This is a genomic window from Actinomycetospora lemnae (assembly GCF_028737315.1).
Taxonomy (GTDB): domain Bacteria; phylum Actinomycetota; class Actinomycetes; order Mycobacteriales; family Pseudonocardiaceae; genus Actinomycetospora; species Actinomycetospora lemnae.
Window position 1 is genome coordinate 13,931 of the sequence record NZ_JAQZAO010000006.1, and the last position, 16,588, is coordinate 30,518.

16 protein-coding genes are annotated in these 16,588 nt (G+C 75.2%); 14 read left to right on the forward strand and 2 right to left on the reverse strand.

The window, feature by feature from the left end; genetic code table 11:
• Window positions 1-80 precede the first annotated feature (80 nt).
• The 9 genes from glmS (at window position 81) to groL (ending at window position 9,826) form a co-directional block, all read left to right on the forward strand.
• A complete protein-coding gene (gene glmS / locus PGB27_RS14715; RefSeq protein WP_274201123.1) occupies window positions 81-1,967 on the forward strand; it encodes a glutamine--fructose-6-phosphate transaminase (isomerizing) in 1,887 nt (628 codons plus the stop codon).
• 71 nt (window positions 1,968-2,038) lie between these two features.
• Entirely contained in the window at window positions 2,039-3,499 is a 1,461-nt protein-coding gene (locus tag PGB27_RS14720) for an NAD(P)H-hydrate dehydratase (protein WP_274201124.1), read from the forward strand.
• Window positions 3,496-4,671, forward strand: coding sequence for an alanine racemase (gene alr, locus PGB27_RS14725; RefSeq protein ID WP_274201125.1), 1,176 nt, complete (start codon window positions 3,496-3,498; stop codon window positions 4,669-4,671). Before PGB27_RS14720 ends, alr begins: the two co-directional genes overlap by 4 nt.
• Window positions 4,668-5,852 carry an alpha/beta fold hydrolase gene (locus tag PGB27_RS14730; RefSeq protein ID WP_274201126.1) on the forward strand — a complete coding sequence of 395 codons (1,185 nt, stop codon included), beginning with the start codon at window positions 4,668-4,670 and terminating at the stop codon, window positions 5,850-5,852. The genes alr and PGB27_RS14730 overlap by 4 nt, the downstream gene beginning before the upstream one ends.
• Window positions 5,852-6,361 (forward strand): tRNA (adenosine(37)-N6)-threonylcarbamoyltransferase complex ATPase subunit type 1 TsaE, encoded by a 510-nt coding sequence (gene tsaE, locus PGB27_RS14735; RefSeq protein WP_274201127.1) that lies wholly within the window; start codon window positions 5,852-5,854, stop codon window positions 6,359-6,361. The genes PGB27_RS14730 and tsaE overlap by 1 nt, the downstream gene beginning before the upstream one ends.
• Window positions 6,362-6,371: 10 nt before the next feature.
• On the forward strand, window positions 6,372-7,163 hold the full coding sequence (gene tsaB / locus PGB27_RS14740) for a tRNA (adenosine(37)-N6)-threonylcarbamoyltransferase complex dimerization subunit type 1 TsaB (protein ID WP_274201128.1): 792 nt from the start codon (window positions 6,372-6,374) through the stop codon (window positions 7,161-7,163).
• A gap of 31 nt (window positions 7,164-7,194) precedes the next feature.
• Window positions 7,195-7,671, forward strand: coding sequence for a ribosomal protein S18-alanine N-acetyltransferase (gene rimI, locus PGB27_RS14745; protein WP_274201129.1), 477 nt, complete (start codon window positions 7,195-7,197; stop codon window positions 7,669-7,671).
• Between the two features lie 92 nt (window positions 7,672-7,763).
• Window positions 7,764-8,108, forward strand: coding sequence for a co-chaperone GroES (groES, locus tag PGB27_RS14750; RefSeq protein WP_274201130.1), 345 nt, complete (start codon window positions 7,764-7,766; stop codon window positions 8,106-8,108).
• 89 nt (window positions 8,109-8,197) lie between these two features.
• A complete protein-coding gene (gene groL / locus PGB27_RS14755) occupies window positions 8,198-9,826 on the forward strand; it encodes a chaperonin GroEL (RefSeq protein ID WP_274201131.1) in 1,629 nt (542 codons plus the stop codon).
• Window positions 9,827-9,911: 85 nt separating this feature from the next.
• Here the strand turns inward: groL and PGB27_RS14760 are convergent, their stop codons facing one another.
• On the reverse strand, window positions 9,912-10,202 hold the full coding sequence (locus PGB27_RS14760) for a WhiB family transcriptional regulator (protein ID WP_274201132.1): 291 nt from the start codon (window positions 10,200-10,202) through the stop codon (window positions 9,912-9,914).
• A 634-nt stretch (window positions 10,203-10,836) separates the two neighbouring features.
• Here PGB27_RS14760 and PGB27_RS14765 point away from each other — a divergent pair.
• The 3 genes from PGB27_RS14765 (at window position 10,837) to PGB27_RS14775 (ending at window position 13,280) form a co-directional block, all read left to right on the forward strand.
• Complete coding sequence (locus PGB27_RS14765; protein ID WP_274201133.1) at window positions 10,837-11,433, forward strand: response regulator transcription factor; 597 nt, start codon at window positions 10,837-10,839, stop codon at window positions 11,431-11,433.
• 392 nt (window positions 11,434-11,825) lie between these two features.
• Complete coding sequence (locus tag PGB27_RS14770; RefSeq protein WP_274201134.1) at window positions 11,826-12,404, forward strand: sigma-70 family RNA polymerase sigma factor; 579 nt, start codon at window positions 11,826-11,828, stop codon at window positions 12,402-12,404.
• Window positions 12,405-13,280 (forward strand): anti-sigma-D factor RsdA, encoded by an 876-nt coding sequence (locus tag PGB27_RS14775; protein WP_274201135.1) that lies wholly within the window; start codon window positions 12,405-12,407, stop codon window positions 13,278-13,280.
• 75 nt (window positions 13,281-13,355) lie between these two features.
• Here PGB27_RS14775 and PGB27_RS14780 read toward each other — a convergent pair whose 3' ends face one another.
• The gene (locus PGB27_RS14780) at window positions 13,356-13,742 is read right to left on the reverse strand and encodes a DUF5319 domain-containing protein (RefSeq protein WP_274201484.1); all 387 of its coding nucleotides are present in this window, start codon (window positions 13,740-13,742) and stop codon (window positions 13,356-13,358) included.
• Window positions 13,743-13,829: 87 nt separating this feature from the next.
• Here PGB27_RS14780 and guaB point away from each other — a divergent pair, with 87 nt between their 5' ends.
• Both guaB and PGB27_RS14790 read left to right on the forward strand, forming a co-directional pair.
• Window positions 13,830-15,335 (forward strand): IMP dehydrogenase, encoded by a 1,506-nt coding sequence (guaB, locus tag PGB27_RS14785; RefSeq protein ID WP_274201136.1) that lies wholly within the window; start codon window positions 13,830-13,832, stop codon window positions 15,333-15,335.
• 18 nt (window positions 15,336-15,353) lie between these two features.
• Window positions 15,354-16,526 (forward strand): GuaB3 family IMP dehydrogenase-related protein, encoded by a 1,173-nt coding sequence (locus PGB27_RS14790; RefSeq protein WP_274201137.1) that lies wholly within the window; start codon window positions 15,354-15,356, stop codon window positions 16,524-16,526.
• The last annotated feature ends 62 nt before the right edge of the window (window positions 16,527-16,588 follow it).

A 16,588-nucleotide genomic window follows, 5' to 3' on the forward strand; every position in this document is an offset into this window, starting at 1 on the left:
ACGGTCCTCCGACCGCCGCCGCACGGCCGCCGGACCACGGGCGGGCAGGGCGCCGCGACGCCGTCGTTACCCTGAGGCGCGTGTGCGGGATCGTGGGATACGTCGGCTGGCGCGGTGCCCAGGAGGTCCTCGTCAACGGGTTGCGGCGTCTGGAGTACCGCGGATACGACTCCGCGGGGGTCGCCGTCGTCGACGGCAAGGGCGGGCTCGAGGTGCACCGGGCGGCGGGTCCGCTCGACAACCTCGTCGCGGTCCTGCCCGAGGACGGCGCCGTCGGCTCGGTGTCCGGCAGCTCCGCTGCGCTGCGTGCCACCACCGGCATGGGGCACACCCGCTGGGCCACGCACGGCCCGCCGACCGACCGCAACGCCCACCCGCACCGCGACGCGACGGGCAAGGTCGCGGTCGTCCACAACGGCATCATCGAGAACTTCGCCGCGCTGCGCGCCGAGCTCGAGGCCGAGGGCGTGGAGCTCGCCAGCGACACCGACACCGAGGTCGCGGCCCACCTGGTGGCGCGGGCGTTCAGCGCGGACCCCGACGGCGGCCTGACCGCCGCCGTGCGCGCGACGGTGGCGCGACTCGAGGGCGCGTTCACGCTGGTGTTCACGCACGCCGACCGGCCCGACGAGATCGTCGCCGCGCGCCGGTCGTCGCCGCTGGTGGTGGGCGTGGGCCAGGGCGAGATGTTCGTGGCGTCGGACGTCGCGGCCTTCATCGACCACACGCGCGACGCCGTCGAGCTCGGCCAGGACCAGGTCGTCACCCTCACCGCCGACGGCGCGGTCGTCACCGACTTCCACGGCGAGACCGCCCGCACCCGCCCGTTCCACGTCGACTGGGACATCGCGGCCGCCGAGAAGGGCGGCCACGACTTCTTCATGCTCAAGGAGATCGAGGAGCAGCCGGCGTCGCTGGCCGACACGCTGCGTGGGCACCTCGTCGACGGCCGGGTGGTGCTCGACGAGCAGCGCCTGTCCGACCAGGAGCTGCGCGACATCGACAAGGTGTTCGTCGTCGCCTGCGGCACCGCGTACCACGCGGGCCTGCTCGCGAAGTACGCGATCGAGCACTGGTGCCGCATCCCGGTCGAGGTCGAGGTCGCGAGCGAGTTCCGCTACCGCGACCCGGTGCTGGACCGCTCCACGCTCGTCGTCGCCATCTCCCAGTCCGGCGAGACCGCGGACACCCTCGAGGCCGTGCGCCACGCCCGCGAGCAGAAGGCGCGGGTGCTGGCGATCTGCAACACCAACGGCGCGCAGATCCCGCGCGAGTCCGACGCGGTGCTCTACACCCACGCCGGCCCGGAGGTCGGCGTCGCGGCGACGAAGACGTTCACCGCGCAGGTGATCGCCTGCTACCTCGTGGGCCTGGCACTGGCGCAGACGTTCGGCACGAAGTACGCCGACGAGGTCGCCCGCGAGTACGCGGAGCTGGAGTCGAGCGCCGACGCCGTGGCCCGGGTGCTCGAGGCGGTCGTCGAGCCGACCCGCGCGCTGGCCCGCGACCTCGCGCCGTCGAAGGCGGTGCTGTTCCTCGGGCGCCACGTCGGGTTCCCGGTGGCACTGGAGGGTGCGCTCAAGCTCAAGGAGCTCGCGTACATGCACGCCGAGGGCTTCGCGGCGGGCGAGCTCAAGCACGGGCCGATCGCGCTGATCGAGCAGGACCTGCCAGTGGTGGTCGTCATGCCCTCGCCCAAGGGCCGCGCGATCCTGCACCAGAAGCTGCTCTCGAACATCCGCGAGATCCAGGCCCGCGGCGCCCGGACGATCGTGGTGGCCGAGGAGGGCGACGAGACGGTGCGCCCGTTCGCCGAGCACCTCATCGAGGTGCCGGCCGTGTCGACGCTGCTCCAGCCCCTGGTCGCGAGCATCCCGTTGCAGGTCTTCGCCGCCGAGGTCGCCCGCGCCCGCGGCTACGACGTCGACAAGCCCCGCAACCTCGCGAAGTCGGTCACCGTCGAGTAGCGGGGTACGTGAGCAGTTACCACGCCCATAGGCGTGGCAACTGCTCACAGAGGCCGGAGGAGGCAGCCGGGGTGTACGGCGTCTGGACGCCCGAGCAGGTGCGCGCGGCCGAGGAACCGGTGCTGGCGCGCACCCCCGAGGGCGCGCTCATGCGCCGGGCGGCCCGGGGCGTCGCGCAGGTGGCGCTCGCCGAGCTCGGGCGCCGGACGGGCGGGGTGGCCGGGCGCCGGGTCGTCGTCCTCGTCGGCGCGGGCAACAACGGCGGCGACGGCCTCTGGGCGGGCTACGAGCTGCGCCGCCGCGGGGTCGCGGTCACCGCAGTCCTGCTCAGCCCGGACAAGGCGCACCCCGCGGGCCTCGCGGCGCTCCGGGCGCAGAGGGGCCGGGTCGTCACCGCCGTCGAGCACGGCGTCGCGGCCGTGGACCGCGCCGACCTCGTCCTCGACGCCATCGTCGGCACCGGCGCCCGCGGCGGCCTGCGGCCGGGGGCGGCCACGCTCGCCGACGCGGCGGCCACCGCCGGCGTCCCCGTCCTCGCCGTCGACACCCCCAGCGGCGTGGACCCGCTCACCGGGGTCGCCGCCGACGAGGCGGTCACGGCGGCCCTGACCGTCACCTTCGGCGCCCGCAAGCCCATCCACGTGCTCGCTGCGCCCCGCTGCGGCCCCGTGACGCTGGTCGACATCGGCCTGGGCCCCGAGCTGCCGCCCGCACCGATCACGGTGCTGCAGGACGCCGACGTCGCCGCGCGCTGGCCGGTGCCCGGACCCTTCGACGACAAGTACACCCAGGGCGTGGTCGGCGTCGCCGCCGGCTCGCGGACCTACCCCGGCGCCGCGGTGCTCGCCTCCGGCGCGGCCGCCCTGGCCACCAGCGGCATGGTCCGCTACGCCGGGAGCGCCGCCGACGAGGTGCGCGCCGCGTGGCCCGAGATCGTCGCCACCGACACCGTCGGCGAGGCCGGGCGCGTGCAGGCGTGGGTCGTCGGCCCGGGGCTGGGCACCGACGACGCCGGCGCGCAGACCCTCGCCGACGTCCTCGACGCGGGCCTGCCGGTGCTCGCCGACGCCGACGCGGTGACCCTGCTCGGGCAGCACGCGGAGCTGCGGGCCCGCGCGCGGGACACCCCGGTGCTCGTCACCCCGCACGCGGGCGAGTTCGGGCGGATCGCCACCCTCGGCGAGGACCGGGTGGCGTCCGCCCGGGATGCCGCCGCCGACCTCGGCGTCACCGTCCTGCTCAAGGGCAACGCCACGGTCGTCGCCGCCCCCGACGGCCGCGTGCTCGTCCACCCGGCCGGCAGCGCGTGGCTCGCCACCGCCGGCTCGGGCGACGTCCTGTCCGGCGTCGCCGGCGCCCTGCTCGCGGCGGGCCTCGACCCGTGGTGGGCGGGCGGCTGCGCGGCGTTCGTGCACGCCCGGGCAGCGGAGATCGGCGCCGGCGCGCAGGACGGTCCCGGCTCGCCCGTGCCCGCCTCGCACGTCCAGCGCGCCCTGCCGGCCGCGATCCGTCAGGTCAGGGAGGCCACGTGAGCGTCAGCACCGGTACGCGGACCCGCCCCCGCGTCGAGGCCCGCATCGACCACGACGCCGTGGCCCACAACATCCGGCTCCTCGCCGGCCTGGCGCGCGACTCGGGCGCCGCGACGATGGCCGTCGTCAAGGCCGACGGCTACGGGCACGGCGCGCCCGAGATCGCCCGCACCGCGCTGGCGAGCGGCGCCACCTGGCTCGGCGTCTGCACCCTCGAGGAGGCCGCCGAGCTGCGCGCGGCGGGCATCCGCGCGCCGGTGCTGTCGTGGCTGCACCTGCCCGACGAGGACTTCGCCCCCGCCGTCGCCGACGCCGTCGACCTCGGGGTCTCCTCCCGCGCCGAGCTCGACGGCGTCGTCGCCGGCGCGGGCCGGGCCGGGCGTCCTGCGCGCATCCACCTCAAGATCGACACGGGGCTGAGCCGCAACGGCTGCCCGCCCGGGGCGTGGGGCGACCTGCTCGCCGCGACCGAGGCGGCGCGCGCCGCGGGTGACGTCGAGGTGGCCGCCGTGTGGTCGCACCTCGCGCACGCCGACGCCCCCGACCACCCGACGATCGACGTCCAGGCGAAGCGCCTCGACGACGCCTGGCGCGCCGCGGGGGAGCTGCTCGGCGGCCCGCGCCCCTGGCGGCACCTCGCGAACTCCGCGGCCACCCTGACCCGCCCCGACCTGCACCTCGACCTCGTCCGGCCCGGGATCGCGGTCTACGGGCTCGACCCGCTCGAGGCTCCCGACCATCACGGTCTGCGCCCGGCCATGACGTTCCGCACCCGCGTGGCACTGGTCAAACGCATCGCGGCCGGGGAGGGTGTGTCCTACGGCCACGAGTGGATCGCGCCCGACGACCGGGTGCTGGCACTGGTGCCGACGGGGTACGCGGACGGCGTGCCGCGACGGCTCGGAGGAACGATGACGGTGCAGCTCGCCGGTCGGCGCCGACCGGTCGTGGGCCGCGTGTGCATGGACCAGGTCGTGGTCGACCTCGGCCCGGCGGAGGGTGACGTGCCCCCGGTCGCCCCCGGTGACGAGGTCGTGCTGTTCGGGCCCGGCGACGCCGGCGAGCCCACCGCGCTCGAGTGGGCGCGCTGGCTCGACACGATCCACTACGAGGTGGTCACGGGCGTGGGCTGCCGGCCGCGCGTGACCCGTACCCACGGGACGCCCTCGTGAGTGAGGACCACCGCATCTCGCCCGGCGGGGTCGCGGGTGCCGTCGCCGGCGCGGTGCTGGGCGGCGCGGCCGCGGCCGGTGCCGTCGGGGCCGGACGGGCCCGCTCGCGCATCCTGCGTCAGCGCGCGGCGCTGTCCGAGGAGGAGAAGGCCCATCCCTCGCAGCTCGGGCTGGTGCCGCCCGGGCGCGAGTCGTCGGTGGCCGCGGACGACGGCGTGCGGCTCTCGGTCGAGGAGGTCGACCCGGTCACCGAGGGCGCCCGCCCCGAGCTGACCGTGGTACTCGTCCACGGCTTCGCCCTGGACCGCAAGTGCTGGCACTTCCAGCGCCGCATGCTCTCGGAGCTCACCGAGCCGGCGGTGCGCACCGTGCTCTACGACCAGCGCCGCCACGGGCGATCCGGACAGGCGAGCGCGCGGTCGTGCACGATCGCCCAGCTCGGCGCCGACCTCGATGCGGTCCTGCGCGCGGTCGTGCCGGAGGGCCCGATCGTGCTCGCCGGGCACTCCATGGGCGGCATGACGATCATGGCGCTCGCCGAGCGCAACCCGAAGCTCTTCCGCGAGCGCATCGTCGGCGTCTCCCTGCTGTGCACCTCGGCCGGTGACGTCATGGCGGGGGGCCTCAAGCAAGCCGTGCTCTCGCACCGCAATCCCACGGTCAACGTGCTGGGCCGCATCGCGCACGCGCAGCCGGCGTTCGCCGACCGCGTGCGCCGCGTGGCCGGCAACGTCATCTGGGCGTTCGTGCAGGCCCTCTCGTTCGGCGACCGGAGCACCGACCCGGCGCTGGTCGACCTCGTCGACCGCACGATCGCCGCCACCCCGCTGGACGCGCTGACCTCGTTCGCCAACACCCTGTCCACGCACGACCGCCGCGCCGCGCTGGCGGGCCTGTCGCAGTGCGAGGTGCTGGTCGCGGGCGGCACGCGGGACCGGATGATCCCCTACGAGCACTCCGAGCTCATCGCCGCGGAGATGCCGCACGCCGAGCTCCTGCCCCTCGAGGGCGCGGGGCACATGGCGATGCTCGAGCAGCCCGGGGAGTTCGACGCCGCGCTGCTCGAGCTGCTGCGCCGCTGCACCCACCGCAGCCAGGTCCTGCGCCGGCTGCGCCCGGGCCGGACCGCGACCACCGACCGCCCGCGCCGCGGGCTGCGCCGGCCGCGGCGGCGGGCCTGATGGCGGCCGACGTCGTCACCGAGCGGCGCGTGCTCCTGCCCACCGCCGCGGACACCACCGAGCTCGGGCGCGCCATCGGCGCGCGGCTCGCGCCCGGCGACCTCGTCGTCCTCGCCGGCCCGCTGGGGGCCGGCAAGACCTGCCTCGCGGCGGGCATCGGCGAGGGGCTCGGCGTCGAGGGGCCGATCACGTCGCCGACGTTCGTCATCGCCCGCGAGCACCCGCCGCTGCCCGACGCCCTCGGCGGGCGCGGGGTCGTGCTCGTGCACGTCGACGCCTACCGGCTCGGCGTCGGGACCGGCGACCCGGACCCGCGCGAGGTCGCCGCCCAGCTCGACGACCTCGACCTCGACACCGACCTCACCCGCGCCGCCGTCGTGGTCGAGTGGGGCGAGGGCGTCGCCGAGCACCTCGCGAGCGAGCACCTCCTCGTCCGTCTCGACCGGTCCGAGGCCGACGAGACCCGCGAGGCGCACCTGCACGGACCCGCACGGTTGGTCGCTCCGTAGGGTCGGGCCCGTGCTCGTCCTGGCCCTCGACACCGCCACCGCCCGGATCACCGCCGGCGTGGTCGAGCTCGACCCGAGCGAGGGCCCCCCGACGACCCTCGCCGCCCGCGACGCCGAGGGCGCCCGCGCGCACGCCGAGCTGCTGGCGCCCGCCGTCGCCGAGGCCCTGGCGGAGGCCGGGCGCACGCGCGCCGACCTCGACGCGGTGGTCGCCGGGCTCGGTCCCGGACCGTTCACCGGGCTGCGGGTCGGGCTCGTCACCGCCGCGGCCGTGGGCGACGCGCTGGGCATCCCGGTGCACGGCGTGCCGACCCACGACGCGCTGGCCGCCGGCTCCGCTCCGCTCCGCGTCCCGGACGACGGGTCCGGCTCCGCTCCGCTCCGCGTCCCGGACGACGGGTCCGGCTCCGCTCCGCTCCGCGTCCCGGACGACGGGTCCGGCTCCGCTCCGCTCCGCGTCCTGGTGGTGACCGACGCCCGCCGCCGCGAGGTCTACTGGAGCCTGCTGGTCGACGGCGTGCGCACGCACGGCCCCGACGTGGTCGCGCCCGCCGAGCTCGCCGCGCGCCTCGCTCCGGACGGCGACCTGGGCCCCGTCGACCGGGTCCTCGGTGACGCCGCCGCCCAGGTGGGCGCCGGAACGGCGGAGACAACGGCGCTCGGCCCCACCCCTGAGGGCCTGGTCGCCGTCGCAGCGCCGGCCCTGCGGGCAGGCACCGACCCGGGCCCGCTCGTGCCGCTCTACCTGCGCCGCCCCGACGCCGTCCCGCCCGGGGCGCCGAAGGCCGTGACACGCGGATGACCACGCGGATGACCACGCGGATGACACGGCCGTGAGCGCCGTCGTCCTCGACGCGCTGACCCCGGACGACGCCGACCGCTGCGCCGAGCTCGAGGCGATCCTCTTCCCCGGTGACGACCCCTGGAGCGCCCGGGCGTTCCGCACCGAGCTGCGCGCCGGTCACCACTACCTCGCCGCGCGGGACGCGGGCGAGCTCGTCGGCTACGGCGGCATCGCCCTCATGCCCGGGCGGCTCGGCCAGCAGGCGGAGGCGGAGATCCACACGATCGGCGTCGACCCCGCCCACCAGGGCCGGGGGATCGGGCGCGCGCTGCTCGCCGGCCTGCTCGCCGCGGCCGACGCGATCGGGGCGACGACGTTCCTCGAGGTCCGCGTCGACAACGAGGCCGCGCTGGGCCTCTACCGCGGCACCGGCTTCGCCGTCCTCGGCACGCGGCGGCGCTACTACGCCTCGGGCGCGGACGCGTTCACCATGCGCCGCGACCCGCCTGCTCGCGACCCTCGTTGATGGCTTGGCACTCTCGGCGCTAGAGTGCCAATCAGCACGGCGTCGGAGCCGTTCCGGCACCCGCGACGGCGGGACGGCACCCCGGCGTCGTGATGGCAGAGGAAGCCATCCCGACCCCAGGACAGGTGGAGGTCACCGCTGTGGCCAGCGTGAACATCAAGCCGCTCGAGGACAAGCTCGTGGTGCAGGCCAGCGAGGCCGAGACCACGACCGCCTCCGGCATCGTCATCCCCGACACGGCCAAGGAGAAGCCCCAGGAGGGCAAGGTCCTGGCCGTCGGCCCGGGCCGCGTCGACGACAACGGGAACCGCATCCCGCTCGACGTCGCCGTCGGTGACGTCGTCATCTTCTCGAAGTACGGCGGCACCGAGGTCAAGTACAACGGCGAGGACTACCTGATCCTCTCCTCGCGTGACGTGCTGGCGGTCGTCAACTAGGACCCGCGCGCACCCACGTCGATCGCCGCCCCGGTGGCCCCACGGGGCACCGGGGCGGCGTCGTCTCCGCGGGACAAGGAAGGATCTCAGTGCCCAAGCAGATCACGTTCGACGAGACGGCCCGGCGCGCGCTCGAGCGCGGCGTCGACCAGCTCGCCGGGGCGGTGACGGTGACCCTCGGACCCCGCGGTCGCCACGTCGTCCTGGAGAAGAAGTTCGGTGGTCCCACGATCACCAACGACGGCGTCACCATCGCCCGCGAGATCGAGCTCGACGACCCGTTCGAGAACCTCGGCGCGCAGCTGGCCAAGAACGTCGCCACCAAGACCAACGACGTCGCCGGTGACGGCACGACGACGGCGACGGTGCTCGCCCAGGCGCTCGTGCGCGAGGGCCTGCGCAACCTCGCCGCCGGGGCCAACCCGGCCGCGCTCGGCGCCGGCATGGTCGCCGCGACCGAGAAGGTCACCGAGGTCCTGCGCTCTCGGGCGACCCCGGTGAACGGGCGTCAGGGGATCGCCGCCGTCGGCGCGGTCGCGAGCCGCGACCAGACGATCGGCGACCTCATCGGCGAGGCCATGGAGAAGGTCGGCGAGGACGGCGTCATCACCGTCGAGGAGGCCTCGACGCTCGCCACCGAGCTGGAGATCACCGAGGGTCTCCAGTTCGACAAGGGCTACATCTCGCCCTACTTCGTCACCGACAACGACTCGATGGAGGCGGTGCTCGAGGACGTCCAGGTCCTGCTGCACCGCGAGAAGATCAGTGCCATCTCGGACCTCCTCCCGCTCCTGGAGAAGGTCGTCGAGGGCGGCAAGCCGCTGCTGATCATCGCCGAGGACGTCGAGGCCGAGGCGCTCTCGACGCTCGTCGTCAACTCCATCCGCAAGACCGTCCGGGTCGCCGCGGTCAAGGCGCCGTTCTTCGGCGACCGCCGCAAGGCGTTCCTCGACGACCTCGCGGCCGCCCTGGGTGCGACCGTCGTCAACCCCGAGGTCGGCATCAAGCTGTCCGAGGTCGGCCCCGAGGTGCTCGGCACCGCGCGGCGCGCGGTCATCACCAAGGACACGACCACCCTCGTCGAGGGCGGCGGGCAGCGGGCCGACGTGGACGCCCGCGTCTCCCAGATCCGCCGTGAGATCGAGGAGACCGACTCCGACTGGGACCGCGAGAAGCTGCAGGAGCGGCTGGCGAAGCTCGCCGGCGGCGTCGCGGTCATCAAGGTCGGCGCGGCCACCGAGACCGAGATGAAGGAGCGCAAGCACCGCATCGAGGACGCCATCGCCGCCACCCGCGCCGCGGTGGAGGAGGGCATCGTCCCCGGTGGCGGCAGCGCGCTGCTGCACGCCGCGGCCGAGCTCGACGGCGGCCTCGGACGCACGGGTGACGAGGCCACCGGCGTGGCGCTCGTGCGCCGGGCGCTCTCGGCGCCGCTCAAGGCCATCGCCCACAACGCGGGCCTCGAGGGCTCGGTCGTCGCGGCCAAGGTGGCGGACGGGAGCTGGGAGACCGGTTACGACGCCGCGAGCGAGACCTACGGCGACCTCATGGCCGCCGGGATCATCGACCCGGTCAAGGTCACCCGCTCCGCCCTGGAGAACGCCACCTCCATCGCCCGCATGGTGCTCACCACGGAGAGCGCCGTCGTGGACAAGCCCGAGGAGGAGGAGCCGGCGGCCGCCGGCGGTCACGGGCACGGCCACGGGCACGGCCACTAGCCGGCCGTCACCCGGGCAGGGACGACGACGGGCCCCCATCGCCGCGAGGCGGTGGGGGCCCGTCGTGTCTCCGGTGCCCGGGGGCTCAGTTCAGGCGGCGGGGGCGGCCGGTCGCGGCCGCGACGCGCTCGGACTCCGACATGCCGCCCCAGATGCCGTACGGCTCGCCCGCGGCGATGGCGTGGCGGCGGCACGGCTCGAGGACGGGGCAGCTGCGGCACACGGCCTTGGCGCGGCGCTCGCGGTGGGCGCGGGCGGGTCCGCGCTCGCCGTCGGGGTGGAAGAAGAACGCGCTGTCCATCCCCCGGCACGCCCCGAGGCGCTGCCAGTCCCAGATGTCGGCGTTGGGTCCGGGAAGCCGGCGGACGTCGGCCATGCGCCACCTCCACGTCTGCAGGACCCGAGGGTCCGGCTGGGTCCGACGGGGCACGGCCGTCGCGGTGCCGGGGCTCCACACCGTGCCGTGCCTGGCGATCACGCTGCGTGCGCTCCTCGGCGCGCACCGCGATCGTCGGGGTGGACCCTATGGCGGTTGCGCACGACCCGTCCAGGGCATGCGACGTGCGCCATTCCCCGATCCATGCATCGGTGAGCGGTCGCCTACATGTCGGGGTGCTTGCCGAACCGGCTCCGATCCGTGATCATTCCCCGCACGCGGAGTACACGACGGTGTCGCCCGACGGTCGTATCCGGTGGATCTCCGGTCGTCACCGTAGGGTCGCCCGCACGTTGAACAGGGGGAGGGCCACCACACCGGCCGGTCGACGCAGCGGCCGGCGCCGATCAGCCGTGGAGGCCCTCGGCCCCATCGAGGCGTGGACCGTCCTGCGCCCGTCGAACGAGGAGAGCGCATGGACCGGCAGGCCGAGCGGGGACCCGACCGCGCACGCGAACCGGCCGGACGGCGGACCGAATTCGCTCCGGTCGGCGGGTCAAGCTCGGCGGCCGGTACGCCGATGGGGGAGAGTGCTCGCTCATCGGCTGCAGGGTCGCTGCAGAAAGGAGCTCCCGTGACCACGGTGCTGATCTGCGACGACCGTCGCAGCGTCCGTGAAGGCCTCACCAGGGTGATGTCCGCGGTCCCGGGTGTCCACCGCATCGACTGCGTCGCCCACGGCGACGAGCTGCTCACCCGCTTCTCGCGGCAGACGGTCGACGTCGTGCTCGTCGGCACCCAGCGCGCGGTGCCCACCGGCGTGGAGGCCACCCGCCGTCTCGTGGCCGCCCACCCGCAGGCCAACGTCATCGTCTTCGGCGCGCCCGACGACTCCGGCAGCATCGCCGCGGCCATCGCCGGCGGCGCCCGGGGCTACCTGCGCTGGGACGCCTCGCGGCCCGAGCTCGTCGCCGCCCTCGCCCACACGCTCGCCAGCACGTCGGTGCCCGCTCCCCGCACCCCGGCCGACACCGGCGTCCAGCTCACCGAGCGCGAGCTCCAGGTCCTGCGCGGCATGGCCCAGGGCAAGAGCAACGGCCAGATCGGGCGTGAGCTCTACCTCTCCGAGGACACGGTCAAGACCCACGCGCGACGCCTGTTCCGCAAGCTCGGCGTGCGCGACCGTGCGCAGGCCGTGGCGCACGGCTTCCGACGGGGCCTGGTCTCCTGACCGCGTCCCGGAACGACGGTCGCTCGGGAGGTCCGGCCGCCGTGACACGCGGGGTGCACGCCGGGTGGGAGACGGGGTATCAGGGGGAGCACGCCGACGGGGGAGCTCGACCCGTCGCCGACGACGTCCCGACGCCGGTCATCGGCATCCCGCGGGCGGTCCACCGCGCCGCGGACCGGTGGCGCGTTCCGGATCGGGGGAACGCCGCCCCGCCCCCGTCCTGGCCCGCGTCGGGTCCGCAGACGGCCCGCTACGCTGAGCCGACCATGTCGGCACCCGGCCCGCTCACCTCGGCCGGGGCGCCGGACCGTCCGGCGGTGGCCCCCGCGTCGATGGCAGTGCCGATGCGGCCGGAGTCGCCGCCCCGCGTAACACCGGGGCCACGTGCAGCGATGACTGACGCAGGGAACGATCTCGAGGGACTGGTGGCCGCCGCCAACGACGGCGACCGCTCGGCCCTCAACCGCGTTCTCGCGATCATCCGGCCGTTGGTCGTGCGGTACTGCCGTGCGCGCATCGGCCGGCAGGAACGATCGGCGGTCTCCGCCGACGACGTGGCCCAGGAGGTGTGTCTCGCCGTGCTCACCGCGCTGCCGGGATACCGCGACCAGGGCCGCCCGTTCCTCGCCTTCGTCTACGGCATCGCGGCCCACAAGGTCGTCGACGCCCACCGGTCGGTCGCGCGCAGCCGCTCCGAGCCCGTGGAGGAGCTCCCGGAGGAGCTCGATCCCCGGGACGGCCCCGAGCAGCGTGCACTGAACGGAGCGTTGTCCGTCCAGATGGGTCAACTGCTCGACACGCTGCCGCCCAAACAGAGGGAAATCCTCGTGCTGCGTGTCGTCGTTGGACTGTCGGCGGAGGAAACCGCGGAAGCGGTCGAGTCCACCCCCGGGGCGGTGCGGGTGGCCCAGCACCGGGCGTTGTCGAAGCTGCGGACCGCGGTGTCCGCGATCTCGGAAGAGGTGAGTTGAGTGGGCGGCCACCGGGCGTCGGGCGGGTCCGAGGGTGACCTCGTCGACGGCCCCGTCGACCTCGCGGCGGTCCGGGCGGACGACGCCCTGATCGACGCGCTCGCCGGCGGTGCCGGCGGGGCAGGTGACAGCGCGGCCTACGGCTTCGGCGGTACCGACGACGACCGTCTCGCGGCGATCCTCGCCGCGTGGCGGGCCGACATCGAGGCCGATCCGATGCCGGAGCTCGTGACGCTGGACGAGGCGGCCGAGGCCGTCGCCGCCGGCCACGAGAGCCGCGACCGGTTGCGCTCCCGCGGGCGGCGGCGCATGCCGTTCGCCATCGCGGCGGTCGCCGCTGCCGTGGCCTGCGCGGGCCTGACCGTCGCCGTCCACGGCGCCATGCCCGGCGACACGCTGTGGGGCGTCTCCAAGGTCTTCTTCTCCGAGCGTGCGCAGAGCGTCGAGCGCGTCGAGGAGGTCCGCACGCGGATCGAGGCCGCCAACGGCGCCCTCGCCCGCGGCGACACGCAGGCGGCCCGCAACGAGCTCGCCCAGGTCAACATCGTCATCCCGCAGGTCGCGCCCGAGGAGCGCGCCCCGCTGGTGGCCGAGCGCGACCGGGTGCAGAGCTCGATCGAGGCCGACCCGTCGCCGTCCACCCGCGAGCCCTCGTCGGGTTCGACGGAGCCGTCGCCGGAGGCCCCGGCGGCGGGTGCGGGCCAGACCCCGGAGGACACGGCCCCGCCGAGCCAGGAGGAGCCCGCGGCTCCCGCGCCCGAGGACCCGTCCTCGCCGGCGGCGGAGGACCCGGCGACGCCGGACACCCGCGACTCCGAGGAGCCCGGTACGAGCGACTCCACGCCCCCGGACACCACGTCCTCGACGCCGAACTGACGCACCACCCCGGACGCCGAACGGCCCGGCCCCCGCGAGGGGACCGGGCCGTTCGTGCGTGTGCGGGGTGTGCGGCTACTCGGCGAGGGTCGCGTCCGCGAAGCCCCGGCAGTACTCCCACGTGACGTAGGACGCCGGGTCCGGGTCGAACGGGGGCTCGTGGGGGCGCATGTGCCCCTCGTCGAGCAGCTGCTGCAGGCTCGCCCGCAGCAGGTCCCAGTCGTGGTAGTGCTGCTCGGAGCAGTCCTCGCAGTCGACGACGACGCCGCGGATGCCGCGCGGGGCGAGCAGCGCCTCGAACACCGCGAGGTCGCCGAGGTCGGCGACCACCTCGTCACGTTCGGCGTCGTCGAGGGGCGCGTCGTCCAGGGCGTCGGCGTCCTGTCCCCCGAGCGCGCGTGCGGGGTCCGCGGGATCTCCCGCGAACGGGTCGGGCGGCAGCGCTTCGTAGGCCACGACCAGCAATTTACCCGCCGTGGCGCGCGCGTCACCCAGCGGCGGTGTGCGCGCCCGGGGGACCCCGTCGGAGTGCGGACTACCATCGGGGTCATGGTGCTGTCGGACCCCGGTCTGCCCGAGAAGTTCGCGTTGCTCGGACTCACCTTCGACGACGTCATGCTCCTGCCGGGTGAGTCCGACGTCGTGCCCTCCGAGGCGGACACGTCGGCGCGCCTGACGCGCCGGGTCACCCTGCGGGTGCCGCTGGTCAGCTCCGCGATGGACACCGTCACCGAGTCGCGCATGGCCATCGCCATGGCGCGCCAGGGCGGCATGGGCGTGCTGCACCGCAACCTCCCGGCCGAGGAGCAGGCGGCGCAGGTCGAGGTGGTCAAGCGGTCGGAGGCCGGCATGGTCACCGACCCGGTCACGTGCTCGCCGGACGACACGCTCGCCGACGTCGACGCCCTGTGCGCGAAGTTCCGCATCTCCGGGTTGCCGGTCGTCGACGAGGCGGGGCGCCTCGTGGGCATCATCACCAACCGCGACATGCGCTTCGAGGTCGACCACTCGCGTCGTGTGCGCGACGTCATGACGGCCGAGGACCTCGTCACCGCGCAGGTCGGCGTCACCGCCGAGGCCGCGCTGGGGCTGCTGCGCCGACGCAAGATCGAGAAGCTGCCGCTCGTCGACGGGGCCGGCATCCTGCGCGGGCTCATCACGGTCAAGGACTTCGTCAAGACCGAGCAGTACCCGCTCGCCACGAAGGACCCGGACGGCCGGCTGCTCTGCGGCGCCGCGGTCGGCGTCGGCGACGACGCGTGGTCGCGGGCGATGGGCCTGGTGGACGCCGGGGTCGACGTGCTCGTCGTCGACACCGCCCACGGCCACTCCCGCGCGGTCACCGCGATGGTGGCGAAGCTCAAGCAGGAGCTCGGCGAGCGCGTCGAGGTCGTCGGCGGCAACGTCGCCACGCGCGCGGGCGCCCAGGCGCTGGTCGACGCGGGCGCCGACGCGGTGAAGGTCGGCGTCGGGCCCGGGTCGATCTGCACGACGCGCGTCATCGCGGGCGTCGGCGTCCCCCAGATCACGGCGATCCACGAGGCGGCGGCCGCGGCCGCGCCGGCGGGCGTGCCGGTGATCGGTGACGGCGGGTTGCAGTCGTCGGGCGACATCGCCAAGGCGCTCGCCACCGGTGCCAACACCGTCATGCTCGGCTCGCTGCTCGCGGGCACCGCCGAGACGCCGGGCGACCTCGTCCTGCTCGACGGCAAGCAGTTCAAGACCTACCGCGGCATGGGCTCGCTGGGCGCCATGCGCAGCCGCGGGCAGCAGGGGTCGTACTCCAAGGACCGTTACTTCCAGGACGACGTCCTCTCCGACGACAAGCTGGTGCCCGAGGGCATCGAGGGCCGCGTACCCTTCCGGGGGCCCCTCGCCCAGGTGGCCCACCAGCTCGTCGGCGGTCTGCGGGCGGCGATGGGCTACACGGGCGCGCGGACCACCGCGGAGCTGCAGCGCGCGCACCTCGTCCGGATCACGTCGGCGGGGCTCGCCGAGTCGCACCCGCACCACGTGACGATGACCGCCGAGGCGCCGAACTACGGCGCGCGCTAGCACAGGGGAGGCCTCCGCGTGCGCGAGCAGGTCGAGATCGGGCGGGGCCGCAGCGCCCAGCGCAGCTACGTCTTCGACGACCTCGACATCGTCCCGTCGCGGCGGACCCGGTCGTCGTCGGCGGTGTCGACGGCCTGGCAGCTCGACGCCTACCGCTTCGAGCTGCCGCTGCTGACCCACCCGACCGACGCCGTCGTCAGCCCGACCACGGCGGCGCGGGTCGGCGAGCTCGGAGGCCTCGGGGTGCTCAACGCCGAGGGCCTCTGGGCGCGGCACGCCGAGGCCGAGAAGGCGCTGGCCGAGGTCGCGGCGCGCGCCGCGGTCGACCCGGCCGAGGCCGTCGCGGAGCTGCAGCGCCTGCACGCCGCGCCCGTCCAGGCGTCGCTGGTCACCGAGGCGCTCGAGCGCGTCCGCGCGGCCGGGGCCACCGTCGCCGCCCGCGTCAGCCCCCAGCACGCCCGGGAGCTGACGCCGACCCTGCTCGCCGCCGGCGTCGAGGTGCTGGTGGTGCAGGGGACGATCATCTCGGCGGAGCACGTGTCGGGAGACGGAGCGGAGCGGAGCTCGACCCCGGGCGTGGGCGGCGAGGCGGAGGCCGAGGGCCCGCTGGACCTCGAGGACTTCATCGAGTCGCTCGACATCCCCGTCGTCGCCGGCGGGGTGGGCGACTACCGCACGGCGATGCACCTCATGCGCACCGGCGCGGCCGGCGTCATCGTCGGCTACGGGCAGTCCACGGCGACGTCCACCGACTCGGTGCTGGGCATCGGGGTACCGATGGCCACCGCGCTCGTCGACGCCGCCGCCGCGCGCCGCGACTACCTCGACGAGACCGGCGGGCGCTACGTCCACGTCATCGCCGACGGTGCGATGAGCACGTCGGGCGACATCGCCAAGGCCATCGCCTGCGGGGCCGACGCGGTGATGCTCGGCGAGCAGCTCGCGGCGGCCGAGGAGGCCCCGGGCGGCGGCTGGTACTGGACGCCGGCCGCGGCCCACCCGTCGCTGCCCCGCAGCGGCATCAGCCGCGTGCCGACGGTGGCGCCGGACCTCGCCACCGTGCTCACCGGCCCCGCCCGCTCCGGTGCCGGCACGATGAACCTGTTCGGCGCGCTGCGCCGCGCGATGGCCAAGACCGGCTACTCGGACCTCAAGGAGTTCCAGCGGGTGGGGCTGTCCGTCCGGCGCTGACGGGTTCGTTGCGGGGCTGCTGACAGGCCGCTGACCGGCTGCGATCGGTCGGTCTCCCACGG